The 13,890-nt window shown below is 38.1% G+C and carries 10 protein-coding genes; 6 read left to right on the forward strand and 4 right to left on the reverse strand.

All coding sequences use genetic code 11. The annotated features are described in order from the left end of the window. Positions 1-287: 287 nt before the first annotated feature. On the forward strand, positions 288-2,597 hold the full coding sequence (locus QSG86_RS06070) for a hypothetical protein (RefSeq protein WP_317030681.1): 2,310 nt from the start codon (positions 288-290) through the stop codon (positions 2,595-2,597). Between the two features lie 77 nt (positions 2,598-2,674). On the opposite strand, the gene aroE is transcribed toward QSG86_RS06070, so the two are convergent. The 3 genes from aroE to hemF form a co-directional block, all read right to left on the reverse strand. Then, the gene (gene aroE / locus QSG86_RS06075) at positions 2,675-3,469 is read right to left on the reverse strand and encodes a shikimate dehydrogenase (protein ID WP_317030682.1); all 795 of its coding nucleotides are present in this window, start codon (positions 3,467-3,469) and stop codon (positions 2,675-2,677) included. Positions 3,470-3,560: 91 nt separating this feature from the next. After that, positions 3,561-3,716 (reverse strand): hypothetical protein, encoded by a 156-nt coding sequence (locus QSG86_RS06080; RefSeq protein ID WP_317030683.1) that lies wholly within the window; start codon positions 3,714-3,716, stop codon positions 3,561-3,563. 334 nt (positions 3,717-4,050) lie between these two features. Beyond that, positions 4,051-4,998 (reverse strand): oxygen-dependent coproporphyrinogen oxidase, encoded by a 948-nt coding sequence (hemF, locus tag QSG86_RS06085; protein WP_317032682.1) that lies wholly within the window; start codon positions 4,996-4,998, stop codon positions 4,051-4,053. Positions 4,999-5,373: 375 nt separating this feature from the next. Between hemF and hemN the strand changes: the two genes are divergently transcribed. Beyond that, positions 5,374-6,738, forward strand: a complete 1,365-nt coding sequence (gene hemN, locus QSG86_RS06090) for an oxygen-independent coproporphyrinogen III oxidase (RefSeq protein WP_317030684.1) — start codon at positions 5,374-5,376, stop codon at positions 6,736-6,738. A 79-nt stretch (positions 6,739-6,817) separates the two neighbouring features. Here the strand turns inward: hemN and ribA are convergent, their stop codons facing one another. Beyond that, a complete protein-coding gene (ribA, locus tag QSG86_RS06095) occupies positions 6,818-7,420 on the reverse strand; it encodes a GTP cyclohydrolase II (RefSeq protein ID WP_317030685.1) in 603 nt (200 codons plus the stop codon). A 307-nt stretch (positions 7,421-7,727) separates the two neighbouring features. Here ribA and dxs point away from each other — a divergent pair, with 307 nt between their 5' ends. The 4 genes from dxs to QSG86_RS06115 all read left to right on the forward strand — a co-directional run bounded on the left by dxs (position 7,728) and on the right by QSG86_RS06115 (position 13,813). After that, complete coding sequence (gene dxs / locus QSG86_RS06100) at positions 7,728-9,638, forward strand: 1-deoxy-D-xylulose-5-phosphate synthase (protein WP_317030686.1); 1,911 nt, start codon at positions 7,728-7,730, stop codon at positions 9,636-9,638. Positions 9,639-9,750: 112 nt separating this feature from the next. Next, the gene (locus QSG86_RS06105; protein WP_317030687.1) at positions 9,751-10,581 is read left to right on the forward strand and encodes an inositol monophosphatase family protein; all 831 of its coding nucleotides are present in this window, start codon (positions 9,751-9,753) and stop codon (positions 10,579-10,581) included. 421 nt (positions 10,582-11,002) lie between these two features. Continuing rightward, positions 11,003-11,554, forward strand: a complete 552-nt coding sequence (locus tag QSG86_RS06110; protein ID WP_410487515.1) for a MarC family protein — start codon at positions 11,003-11,005, stop codon at positions 11,552-11,554. Between the two features lie 393 nt (positions 11,555-11,947). Continuing rightward, the gene (locus tag QSG86_RS06115) at positions 11,948-13,813 is read left to right on the forward strand and encodes a DEAD/DEAH box helicase (RefSeq protein ID WP_317030688.1); all 1,866 of its coding nucleotides are present in this window, start codon (positions 11,948-11,950) and stop codon (positions 13,811-13,813) included. Positions 13,814-13,890: the final 77 nt, after the last annotated feature.

Consider the following 13,890-nt stretch of genomic DNA (forward strand, 5'->3'; position numbering starts at 1 on the left):
TAATCTAAAATTTTTTTGGATTATTGTGGTTCTGTTGATATTTCATTTATATTGGTGGCATAACACGCTTGATTACTGAAATATCATCAGATCCGAATTTTATGCTTTTATTATTCATAAATATGATTGAATTACATTGATGAATAAGACAGTTAAAAATGTCAGAATAGCAAACTTAACATAGTTTTTGATCTATTTTTGACGGTAATTTGTTAAAGTATATGATTGTTTTTTTAGATTTTTTATATTGACTTAAATATAAAATAACACAAGATTAGAGGCAGAGAATGCGCTTAAGATATTTATCCTTATGTTTACTGAGTTTGACCATCATGGGGTGTACTCAACATGCCATTAAAACTGAAAACACTCAACCCTTATTAGAACAGCGTGCAGTTCAGGGATTAAATAGTTTATATGAAACTAGCGGCTATGATTTTAAAGGGAAACTTAGTGTTCAAACTCAGCCGATAACATTAAAGCGCAATGATCCACAGTACCAAACACTAAATCATCTTAGTGAGGCCAATAAGAAAAAAATAGAAGATTTATTAAAACAACAAAATATTCATCTTAATCATGCAGAAAAAAAAGCATTTTTTGATGCCATTTTATCTGAACAGAATTTACTGAATAGTTTATCGGCTTTGCAGGGTAGTGACAGTAAATGGTCAAAATCAGTAGAAGCTTTATTGGCCTTTATGAATGATTTACAGTTTAATTATCATGGTTCTATTGATTATAGAGCCAAGCTTGCAGCATTGAATTTGAACATCAAATATGAAAAACCAACACTATTGGTGAATGCGAAAATTCCGATGGTTGTTGATTTTAAAAACTATAAATTTTATAGCAATTACTTTGCTTTAATGCCTTTTATGGTCAATAAAGACAGTCAAAATAGTTATACCTATATTGATTTTTCAAAATTTAAAGCTGAATTTGAACATATTAATATGGAAAAATTGGTTGACTATCTCAAACAAACCAATGCATTACCTTATGTTTTAGCACAGCCACAATCGATACAGTCATTATCACCAACAGCAAATGAAAAAGCGATGGGTACTGTTGAAAAGATTCGTTTAAAGAGTGACTTTGCAACATTAATGTTACAACAGCAGTTATTTTCTTATGTCAATTCAAGATATTTATCAGAACAAATTTTAGCGCAATCAAAAACTGAGACGCAAAAAGAAGATGATTTAGTTGTCAAAGCAACTGTATTGAATGAAGGTTCAACGAATTTATCGGATGCAGCTTATGCCTCTTCAAAACGCATTATCACCTTATTGAATCCTGTTGAAGCGGAGCCAGAACAGGGCACCAACGTCGTGACAGCTACAGAACAATCTAGCTGCTCTATACAACAACAAAGTTGTTCTGATGATATCGTGATTGAAGATACTGTTTCAGCCGCAAGCTCAGTCTCATTATCTGAAGCTGCGTGTTTGGCTTTACAGCAGCATCAACAATCAATTTCTGTCGGTGCGGTCACATTATGTCGTAATAATTATGATATTGATTTAATGGCATCAACACAGCAACAAAACGCAGCAATGGCTCAAGGTTATTTGGGTGCTTTTAAAGACTTAGAGCCTGTTTTTAAAGCGTATCAAACAGCTGAGTTAAAAGACGTTAATGCATTTAAGAAAATTTGGCAGGACCATCAGGTTGAGATTGCACAAGCATTAAAAACACATATACAACAGCCATTTAAGTTACAGATGGATGTTGGTTTGGATCAAAAGGGACGTTTAGTTGATGCCACTTATGAGTTTAGTAATTCACAATCTCCATATGGCAATATTCGTGTGTTAAGCCAAACGCAATTTTCTGCATATGGTCATGCAAGTGGTGTAGATCAAAAAGCTTTACAACAAGCCAAATCAGTTGAAGAAGTGACTAAAGGTTCAATTTTAGAGAAATTATTGCAGCCTGTGGTAAAAGATTTGGGCCAAATTGGTTTAGATGTACAGCAACAAGAGGCTTATGATGCGCAATTAAATAAAATTGCCTTGCAAACCTATCAGAAAACCGGTTCTTATCTTAAAACGTATCAAGTTGTTTATAGCATGTTATATGCAGTGCGCCGTCCTACTGAATTAAATTATTTTTCAGCTAAAACCATTCGTGAAATAGCTGAACTTTCTGCATATCACTTTAATCCTGATTTACCACAACCTAAAGGTATACAAGCTCAGCGCTTAGAAAAACTTGCGATACAACATGGTTTAATCGATGATGAAGCATTTGATTCAGTCGGTTTAATGGCTGCAGAAGTTGTTGATGACGTCATTGCGCAAACACAAAAAAAGCAAGACATACAACGTAATATACAACATTATAAAACGGCACAAGCTGCATTTGCTGCACAATATACACAACTATTTACAGATGAGTATGAGCTCTCTATAGAACAGCAACAGCAATTAACTCAGGTTGCCAAAATTTTGGCTCAAGCATTTAGTGATGATTTAAAAGGTCAACTCACTTTACAATCAGTACAAGGATTTCAGCCAGAATATGATGATTTAGTAGATAAAGATATTTATGCACAAGCCTATATGAACGTTCAGCAGTATTGGAAAAAATAGCTGATGATTGCTTTACCCGATTGTTTCAATCGGGTAACTGGGTTCACTCAGCTCAATTTAGAGGATAGCATGTTGTTTTAATGCTCAAGAAAATCGGTTAATTTGGGGCGTATATTGTGCCAAATGTTAAATGATTCAATAGCTTGACCAACTAGCATTCCATAGCCATCACTATAAGGTACAGCACGTGCCTGTGCCTGATCTAAAAAACTTGATGCTTTACCATATGCCATTTCATAGGCATATTTAAACTGTAGTGCATCAGGTAAAATTAGATCATCTCCAGATAAACTGGTTGAGGTGGCATTAATGACAATATCAAATTGTCCATTTAAATCATGTAGGGGCATCGCGCTTAACATGGTATGAGGTACGGCATGCTGTAAGTCTTGAATTAATTGTTCAGCACGCGCTAAAGTTCTATTCGCAATGGTAATTTTTTTGACGCCTGCATGTGCTAATGGATAAATAACGCCACGTGTAGCGCCACCAGCACCTAAAATTAAAATCGTGGCTTGCGCTAAATTCCAATTTAATGCCGATATGGCATCCACTAAACCTTGTCCATCCGTATTATCGCCGTAAAGCTGGCCATCTTGCATCCATAGTGTATTGACTGCTTTGGCTATTTTTGCGCGAGGACTTAATACATCACATAGTGCAAAGGCTTGTTCTTTAAAGGGTACAGTGACATTCATACCACTGCCACCTTGCTGAAAAAACTTGTTGACTTGCTCATCAAAACCATCAAGGGGTGCAAGGAATTTCGCATAATGCAGATCAATTGCTGTTTTTTTTGCGAACGCATGATGTAGCTCGGGAGAACGTGACTGTTCAATCGGATTGCCAATAACAGCAAACTGTTTTGTCATGATGCAATGTCCATGTGCTGAAAATTGGCTTAAATATACGCCAAATTAGAACATTGCTAAAGAGCGTCGAGGGCTTTAAATGACGTTGTATTTAAGGATTACAGATGTCAAGAATGGTTTCTAGCAATAAAAAGCTACTCATTAATAATAATACGATACCTGTTAGTACACCATAGGTAATGGTAATTTCATCAACAAAGCGAATTTCCAGTAGCAGGGTCAGTAAAAAAGAAACAATCATACTCATGAAAAGTGACCAGAATAAAATAAATCGTCGGCTTATATTGATATTCATAATAATGTGAAACGGTATCCAAGCGATAAAGCATATATTTGCTGTCTGTAGTGTATAAAGAATGGGATAGATATCCAATCATATTCATCGGGTTTTTAATGAAATATGTAAGTAAATGCAATGTGACGCTTAAGATATTATTTTTTATACATTTGATTAATTTATAAAAATTATAACGTTTGCAGTCTATGGTGTGGTTAGGCTGGCGATGCCATCTACGATACAGTCAGATAGGGGGTATATAACAATTTATGCCTCACTTCGAGCTGAAGTGAGGGGGGAAGGCTTAGTGCTGATTTAACTCCGTTAACCAATCATGTGGTTTTAAATAATATTGAGTGAGTTGTTGTTCGGCAGAATCTTGATCCCATTCAGGTCGATAAGACCATGCTGCTAAAGGTGGCATACTGACCAAAATAGATTCAATACGTCCTCCGGTTTGCAATCCAAACAGGGTACCGCGATCATACACTAAATTATATTCAACATAACGTCCTCGGCGATAGAGTTGAAAATTACGTTGCGCTTCAGTATAGGGTTTGTTTTGGTTGCGTTGAAAAATAGGCAAAATAGCCGCTAAATAGCCTTCACCTACAGCTTGTATATATTGAAAACAGGTTTCAAAGTCCCATTGATTCAGATCATCAAAAAATAAACCACCAACACCACGTTGTTCATCACGATGTTTAAGATAAAAATAATCATCACACCATTGTTTATGTTCAGGATAAACATGCGCTCCAAACGGAGCACATAGATCATAAGCAGTTTGATGCCATGATAAAATATCATCATGATTGGGATAAAATGGTGTGAGATCAAAACCACCGCCAAACCACCAAATCGGTGCTTGTCCTTCAGGTTCTGCAACAAATAAGCGAATGTTGGCATGTGATGTTGGCACATGTGGATTTTTGGGATGGATAACCAGTGAAACACCCATTGCTTGAGCGGGTGCTCCTGCAATATTGGGGTGTCGCTCGGTGGCTGAAACGGGTAGTGTTGAAATATGAATATGAGAGAACATCACACCGCCTTTTTCAATCACAGCGCCATTTTGTAACACACGTGAACGGCCGCCTCCACCTTCACCACGTTGCCAGTCATCAATCTCGAATTGAGCTGAACCACCTCCTTGTTGTTCTTGTTGTTCTAAGCTTGAGCAAATTCGAGCTTGTAAATCGAATAGAAATTCACGAACACGTTGAATATCATTTGAAGTAGGATTCTTCATCATGACTCTCAAAAAATAAAATTGCTGACATCAAAACATAAAATGACATGAATTTTAATTGTATTTTTTATTATTATTAAAGCAATGCTGGGGAAAACATGGTTGAAGTGCACGTATGATCTTTAGCTGATGCAAAATAATGTTGCGTAAATTGATTGAAATTTAACCATGTAATCATTACGAAGCTCTTCGCTCCTGTTTTAAAGAAATCGGCGATTGTGGGGCCAGCCAATATATCTTGATCTGAGATCAAAAGATTTGTAGTGGATTTTTGATTATACATTGCAATCAGTTGGTTGGCACTTCAAAATAGGGACAGATAACAAACAGAATTCACATTTTAGAGTGATTCAATTATTTATTTTTGAGTGAAATATGCACACTTCATTGGTACAAAAATATAATGTTCCTGGCCCACGATATACCAGTTATCCTACCGTTCCGTATTGGAATGAAGATTCATTTTCTTTAGCATTATGGCAAAAAACCTTAAAAGCTTCCTTTGATCGCTCCAATGCTATAGAAGGGATTAGTCTTTATATTCATTTACCTTTTTGTGAAAGTTTATGTACTTTTTGTGGTTGTCATAAACGTGTGACTAAACGCCATGAAATGGAAGCACCCTATATCCAAGCTGTATTAAAAGAATGGCAACTTTATTGTGAGTTACTTGAAAATAAACCCATCATTAAAGAGATTCATTTAGGTGGTGGTACCCCCACCTTTTTTTCAGCGCAACATTTAACGCAATTAATTGACGGAATATTTGCCTTAGCAGAGCGTGCAGAAGAGTACGAGTTTAGTTTTGAAGGACATCCCAACAATACCACACAAGCACATTTACAAGCATTATACGATTTAGGTTTTAGACGTGTCAGTTATGGTGTACAGGACTATAATGAAAAAGTACAAACAGCAATTCATCGTATTCAACCTTATGCCAATGTCAAACAAGTCACCGAATGGGCAAGAGCAATCGGCTATTCGTCTATCTCGCATGATTTAGTTTTTGGTTTGCCTTTTCAAAATTTAGAAGATGTTTTATTTACCATTCAACAAACACAGCGTTTAATGCCTGATCGTATCGCATTATATAGTTATGCGCATGTGCCATGGATTAAAGGTAATGGGCAGCGTGGTTTTAAAGATCAAGATGTGCCTAAAGATGAATTAAAACGTCAGTGCTATGAAGAAGGCAAAAAACATTTGTTGCAATATGGGTATCATGAAATTGGCATGGATCATTTTGCTTTAGCAACAGATGCAATGTACCAATCCTTTCAGCAGGGCCATTTGCACCGTAACTTTATGGGCTATACCGCTTCTAAAACACAGGTCATGATTGGTTTAGGTGTGTCTGCAATTAGTGATAGTTGGTATAGTTTTGCTCAAAATGAAAAAAGTTTAGAAAACTATTATGCCCGTTTAGCAGCCAATCAAATTCCTGTATTTAAAGGTCATGTACTCAATGCTGAAGATTTAAAAATTAGACAGCATATTTTGAACTTAATGTGCCGTTTTACAACATCTTGGGATGATCCTGCATTACAATTTCCCGAAATAACACAGGTGTTAAAGCAACTTGAGGAAATGCAGCAAGATGGTTTAATTACAATCGATCAAGATCGTGTCACTATTTTAGAAAAAGGCAAACCTTTTATTCGTAATGTATGTATGGCTTTTGATTTAAGACTTAATCGGAAAGTGCCTAATACACCTATTTTTTCGATGACGATTTAAAGGATGAATTTGATTGTAGTCTCACATAGCTCACGCTTGGGCTATGTGATTCAACTGATCGTTTAAGCAAATATATCTGCTAAAAATCATCTTTTTGATACATATGGGACATACGGTCATGTTTGGTTTTTAGGTAGGTTTCGTTATACGGATTTAAACCGACAGTCAGAGGTACACGTTCAACGACCTGAATACCTTGTTGTTCTAATGCTTTAATTTTTAATGGGTTATTTGTAACAAGTTTAATTGACTTAATGTTTAGGTGATCGAGCATGATATTACACATATCATAACTGCGTGCATCTGCGGGTAGATTTAACAGCAAGTTTGCATCGACCGTATCATGACCTTGATCTTGCAGAGCATACGCACGAATTTTATTGGTTAAACCAATACCACGACCTTCTTGACGAAGGTATAAGATCACACCTCGACCAGCCTCATTGATCAGTTTGAGCATTGCTTGTAATTGTGGACCACAATCACATTTTAGGGATGCAAAGGCATCTCCCGTTAAACATTCGGAATGAATCCGTGTAAGAACAGGTTCATCGGAAGGAACATCTAAACCTTGGGAAAGGGCAACATGCTCTTCACCTGTTTCAGGATCTTGAAAAACCGTAATTTGAAACTCACCAAAAGCAGTCGGTAACTTAGACGTAGCAGCAAATTTTATAGGCACAGCACAACCTGTTCGTCATGTTTAAAGTCATTTAGTATAGCGTAATGCTTGGATATTCATAGAATCCTAATGCATAATTTGCGTAATAGATTTTCTTTTTTGTATAAAGCACATAATAATAGTTGATAAATAGTGAGGTTATTCTAGATAATTAGCGCTAGCAATAAACACGTTATTTTTTAATTGTTGATTAAAAAAGAATCGGTAGAAAATTGGCTGATTGAAGGTAATTCAATCCGACTGTATGATCGTGTATCCATTTGACCTAGCTAATGATTTGCCAGGCTTTAGAAGGCTTTGCCATATTATGTTGTATACAGAAATACCAACTCTTCGCCCTGAAACACCACTGCTGGATAAAATTGACTATCCAGAACAGTTACGTTTGCTCGAGCGTAATCAATTAGAACAATTGGCAGATGAGTTGCGTCAATTTATCTTATATGCGGCTGGAAAAAGTGGCGGACATTTTGCTGCAAACTTGGGTGTGATTGAACTTACCGTTGCATTACACTATTGTTTTAATACGCCTAAAGATCGTTTGATTTGGGATGTAGGGCATCAAGCTTATCCGCATAAAGCCTTAACTGGACGTCGTGAGCAACTGGTCACTATTCGTGCCAAAAATGGTTTGGCTGCTTTTCCTGCACGTGACGAATCTGAATTTGACACCTTTGGTGTCGGGCATTCTTCTACCGCAATTTCTGCGGGTCTTGGTATGGCCCTAGCACGTGCATATCAACGTGATCCTTGTGAAGTTGTTGCCATTATTGGAGATGGCGCAATGACAGCAGGTATGGCATTTGAAGCCATGAATGATGCAGTTGCACATCAGGCAAATATGATCGTGGTACTAAATGATAATGATATGTCGATTTCATGTAGTACGGGCGGCTTTGCCAAGCATTTAGCTGCGATTTGGCAGCGTGGAGAATCCGTAAATATCTCTGCTACAGGTGAAGCTTATGTTCAGCCTCATCCAGAGTGGAATTATAATTCTCGCTTACATCAAGCGGCAACCAATGCAGCTGATAATTTATTTAAAGCCATTGGATTTGATTATTTTGGTCCATTTGATGGACATGATGTTGAGCAGCTTAGCCAAGTTTTTGATGCACTCAAGAAACGCCAAGGGCCTCGATTGGTGCATATTTATACGGTAAAAGGCAAAGGATTTGCACCCGCCGAAAGTAATCAGATTAAATATCATGCTATTACCAAATTAACAGCAAAACCATCCACACAGCATATTGCAAAATATTCTGATGTTTTTGGGCAATGGTTGTGTGATGAGGCAAAATTAGATCCACGCTTATTGGCCATTACACCTGCCATGTGTGAAGGTTCAGGCATGGTAAAATTTGCTCAGCAATATCCAGAACGTTTTTTTGATGTCGCGATTGCTGAACAACATGCGGTAACTTTAGCAGCAGGAATGGCTTGCGAAGGTGCTAAACCGGTGGTGGCGATTTACTCAACCTTTTTACAACGAGGTTATGATCAACTTATTCATGATGTTGCATTACAGAATTTGGATGTAACCTTTGCCATCGATCGAGCGGGTTTGGTTGGTGAAGATGGTCCTACACATGCAGGTGCTTATGATTATGCCTATATGCGTACCATTCCCAATATGATTATTATGGCACCTAAAGATGAAAATGAGTGCCGTCAAATGCTACATACCGCCTATCTATATCCAGGTCCTACGGCAGTACGTTATCCGCGTGGTGTGGGTGTGGGTGTTGATATTCAGCAACATATGACTGAAATGGAGATTGGTAAGGCTGAAATTATTGAAACATTTAATTCGCAATATGATGAATATATTTCAGTATTGGCATTTGGCAGTCGTGTTATGCCTGCATTAGAAGCAGCCAAATTATTTGCAGCTCAGCACGAGATTGCTGTGCATGTGGTGAATATGCGCTATGTAAAGCCTTTGGATGAGCAGCTTATTGATATGCTGGCTGAACACACAATGTTATTCGTGACTGTTGAAGAACATGCTTTGATGGGTGGGGCTGGTAGTGCAGTCAATGAATATTTAGCCAAAGCTCAAATTGTTAAGCCGATACTTAATTTGGCTTTGTCTGATCAGTTTATGCATCAGGCAAGTCATGAAGAAATGTTGCATGATGCTGGTCTTGATGCAAAAGGAATTGAAGCTTCTCTGCATAAGGCGTGGAAAAAGCTTTTAAATTCAGTATCTTTATGATATTTAAAATTTAACAACAAAAATTTCCTAAAAGCATCAATATTTGTTAAAATATTGATGCTTTTATGCATTATTCTTTATCAGTATCTTCTAAATTTGTAGTGGGTGTTCAATGGAACCTATGGTGGTGATGGCTGCGCGTGCGGCTCAAACAGTTGGTCAAGAGCTTTTAAAAGCACATCAAAATCGTCATAAACTTGATCTACAAGTCGAAGAAAAAGGAATTGATGGACCAGTAACGCGTGTTGATCGTTATTTGGAACAATTAACCATCGATACATTACGTAAAAGTTATAAAAATCATAGTTTTATGGGTGAAGAGTTTGGTTTGCAAGAAGGTAAAGGTCATGATGCAGAATGGTGCTGGGTGATTGATCCTCTTGATGGAACTTTAAACTTTATCCACGGTTTTCCGCATTTTTGTATTTCAATTGCAGTACAATACAAAGGCGTGACTCAACATGGGGTTATTTATGATCCTGTAAAAGATGAATTGTTTTCAGCAAGTCGCGGTCGTGGCGCGATGTTGAATCAACGTCGTATTCGCGTTAACGTCAAAGATAGCCTCGACAATACTTTTTTATCTGTAGGTCATGCATACCGTGCTAAACGTAATGGTGAAGTGATTTCTTATGCTAAAAATCATTTTGAATCATTACTGAATGTGACTGAAGCTGGCGCACAATATCGTCGTTCTGGTTCAGCCGCTTTGGATTTGGCTTATGTTGCAGCTGGTCGTTTTGATGGTTATTTTGAACTGGGCTTAAAGCCTTGGGATATTGCTGCAGGTGAATTGATTGTAAAAGAAGCGGGCGGTACTGTGGTTGATGCACGTGGTGGTAGCGATTCAATGGAAAATGGACAAGTTTTGGCATGTTCTATGAAAATGTTAAAACCGTTAATGCAGGCTGTCGTTCCAGCTTGGGGTGATGCTGCAAAATAATACAACATGTTTGTTCGAATGCCAGTTAATCAGTGATTAACTGGCATTTTTATTACAAAATAACACCTTAATTGGCGTTAATAACTTGTTTGCTCACTGAGATTGTTATAGATATTAGTGATGAGTGTACAGACATGGACACTATACGATTATGCCTTGAGATAAACCGCATTTCATTTGGCTTATAACATTTGAATCATAATATGAAATTTGCTTGATTTATAAAACCATACGCTTACCCTATCTATGCTTTAGATAGTTTTACTTTTTAGTGATTGCATGTTGTATTCTTTGTGATCTTAAAAAAGATCCATATAAAAATTAAATCCCTGTTTATTTTTTCTCTGCTTTTAAAAGGTGATGCATTTTGACCGATTATATTCATTCTTTTGCGCTGTTATTTTCTCTTCTTAACCCTTTTATGATGAGTATTTATATGCTCGGATTAATTCGTAATCTATCAGCCAGTGTATTTAATAAGGCATTGATTCAGGGGGCGTTGATTGCTTATGTAATTTTTATTTTGTTTGCATGGGGCGGCGAAGCTATTTTTTCAGAATATTTACAGGTTCGCTTCGAAGCTTTTCAAATCTTTGGTGGAATTATCTTTTTAGTGATTGGTTATCGCTTTGTGTTTGAGGGTGCTGATACCATTGGCGATATTCGAGGTGGCAATGCAGCAAGTATGATTGCTATGCCTTTCATGGTTGGGCCGGGTACCGTGAGCGCCTCTGTAATCACAGGTGCTAAACTTTCACTATTCGGTTCTATTTTAGTGATTGGTGTAACATTATTACTCAGTTGTAGTTTATTAATTTTAATGAAATATGCCCATGATCACCTGAAAGTAAAACATGCAGCATATATTGAACGTTATGTCGATATTGTCGGTCGTGTTGCTGCTTTGCTCGTCGGAAGTATTGCAGTCGATATGATTATTAATGGTGTCTTGGGATTAATCGTTGAATTTTAGTTTATCGTATGATTATGCGTGATTGAAATAGATTAAAAAGTCTGGCAAAAGGAGGTGCCTAGATTTAAATATTAAAAGCATACATAAAACAGATGACAATTTTAAAAACTCTGCTATAATCCGCCAACGCACTTAAATTTCTGTTCGTTACCTGAACATTATCTTCTTATCATTGTGTATGCGCGTGCGGTCCATAGAGGACGATATTTCGCGCCCCAATCGCTAAAGCGATTCCTTCAGGTTAAGCTGTAATCATGTGTGCGTTATACGCATCGTCGTTACTCGGATCGCCGCTGATCTTATATTTTCAGCGATTTATTGCTGTGCCGCTTTTTGCCGATGTCCATCAGACTATATATTTAATGGAGCACCCAGATTAGGGTGAAACACTCTATGAGCAAAACTTTTGCTGACTTTCCTTTACATGAATCACTTCAATTGGCATTACAAGGCTTAGGATTTACTACGCCAACACCTGTTCAAGAATTAGCGATTCCTGCAGCATTAGAAGGTAAAGACCTTCTTGTCTCTAGCCAAACTGGTTCGGGTAAAACTGCTGCTTTTTTACTCCCAACATTAAATGCCTTAGCTTCTCAAGATTCATTTGTTCCATTTAAAGAACGTATGAAAGCTGTGACTCAGCCAACAATTTTAGTTATTTCACCAACCCGTGAATTGGCACAACAAGTATGCCAAGATGCGATTGCTTTTGTGCGCCAAATGAAAGGGGTGCGTGTTGCTGCGATTATGGGCGGCATGCCATTTGGTAAACAAATTCAACAACTTAAAGGTGCTTCAGTCGTTGTTGCAACACCAGGACGTTTATTGGATTTAGTTAATCGTCGTCAAATTCGATTGGATAAAGTCAGTGCATTAATCGTAGATGAAGCGGACCGTATGCTGGATCTAGGTTTTTCTGAAGATCTTGAAGCAATTAGTGATTTGGCTGAAAACCGCGAACAAACTTTAATGTTCTCTGCAACATTTGCACCACGTATTATTACACTTGCTGAACGCATGATGAATGATCCAGAGCGTATTGCAATTGAAACAGGTCATTCAACCAATACGGATATTACACAAACATTGCATTGGACAGATGGTTTTGAACACAAGAAAAAACTGTTAACTCATTGGTTAGCTGCTGAAGATCTTGATCAAGCTGTTGTGTTCGCATCAACACAAGAAGATACAGATATGCTGGCTGAAGAGCTTGCAGAAGCTGGTTTATCTGTTGTTGCTTTACATGGTGCTATGCCACAAACTGTTCGTAACCGCCGTTTACGCAGTATTCGTGAAGGCCGTGCAAAGATTTTGGTTGCAACGGATGTGGCTGCACGTGGTTTAGATGTACCAACGATTTCGCATGTGATTAACTTTGGTCTTCCGATGAAGAATGAAGACTATGTGCATCGTATTGGTCGTACTGGTCGTGCGGGCCGTACAGGTAAAGCCATTACTTTAGCAACTTATCGTGAACGCGGTAAAATTCGTGCTTTAGAAGATTATTTGGATGCACGTCTAGAAGTCTCTGAAATCGAAGGTCTTGAGCCATCTCCACCTCCAGCACGTGGTAGTCGTGATGGTGGTCGTGGTCGTCGTCGTGATGGTGGTGGTCGTGGTGGTTTTGGTGGCGGCCGTCGTTTTGAGGGTGAAGGTAACTTTAAACGTCGTGAAGGTGGTCGTGATGATCGTCCACGTCGTAGTTTTGATGATAAACCACGTGGTGAACGTCCTGCATTTGGCGAAGATCGTCCACGTCGTGAATTTAACAGTGATCGTCCACGTCGTGAGGGCGGTTTTGAAGACCGTCCACGTCGCGAGTTTAATGGTGATCGCCCACGTCGTGAAGGCGGTTTTGAAGATCGTCCACGTCGCGAATTTAATGGTGATCGTCCACGTCGTAGTTTTGATGATAAACCACGTGGTGAGCGTCCTGCATTTGCTGGTGAAGACCGTCCGCGTCGCGAGTTTAGTGGTGATCGTCCACGTCGTGAAGGTGGTTTTAATGATAAGCCACGTTTTGATGCCAATGATGACAATCGTGGAAATCGAGTAGATTACAAGCCTCGTCGTGAAGGATTTGGTGATCGCCCTAAACGTGATTTTGCTGATCGTCCTAAGCGTGATTTTGCTGATCGCCCTAAACGTGATTTTGGTGATCGCCCTAAACGTGATTTTGCTGATCGTCCTAAGCGTGATTTTGATGATCGTCCTAAACGCGATTTTGCAGATCGTCGTCGTAAATTTAACGACTAATACGTTTGCTCGTATGATGATTAAAACCGGTGCATAATTTAATTGCACCGGTTTTTTATTTTAAGCCTATTATTTTT

Source organism: Acinetobacter sp. SAAs474 (assembly GCF_032823475.1).
Classification (GTDB): Bacteria; Pseudomonadota; Gammaproteobacteria; order Pseudomonadales; family Moraxellaceae; genus Acinetobacter.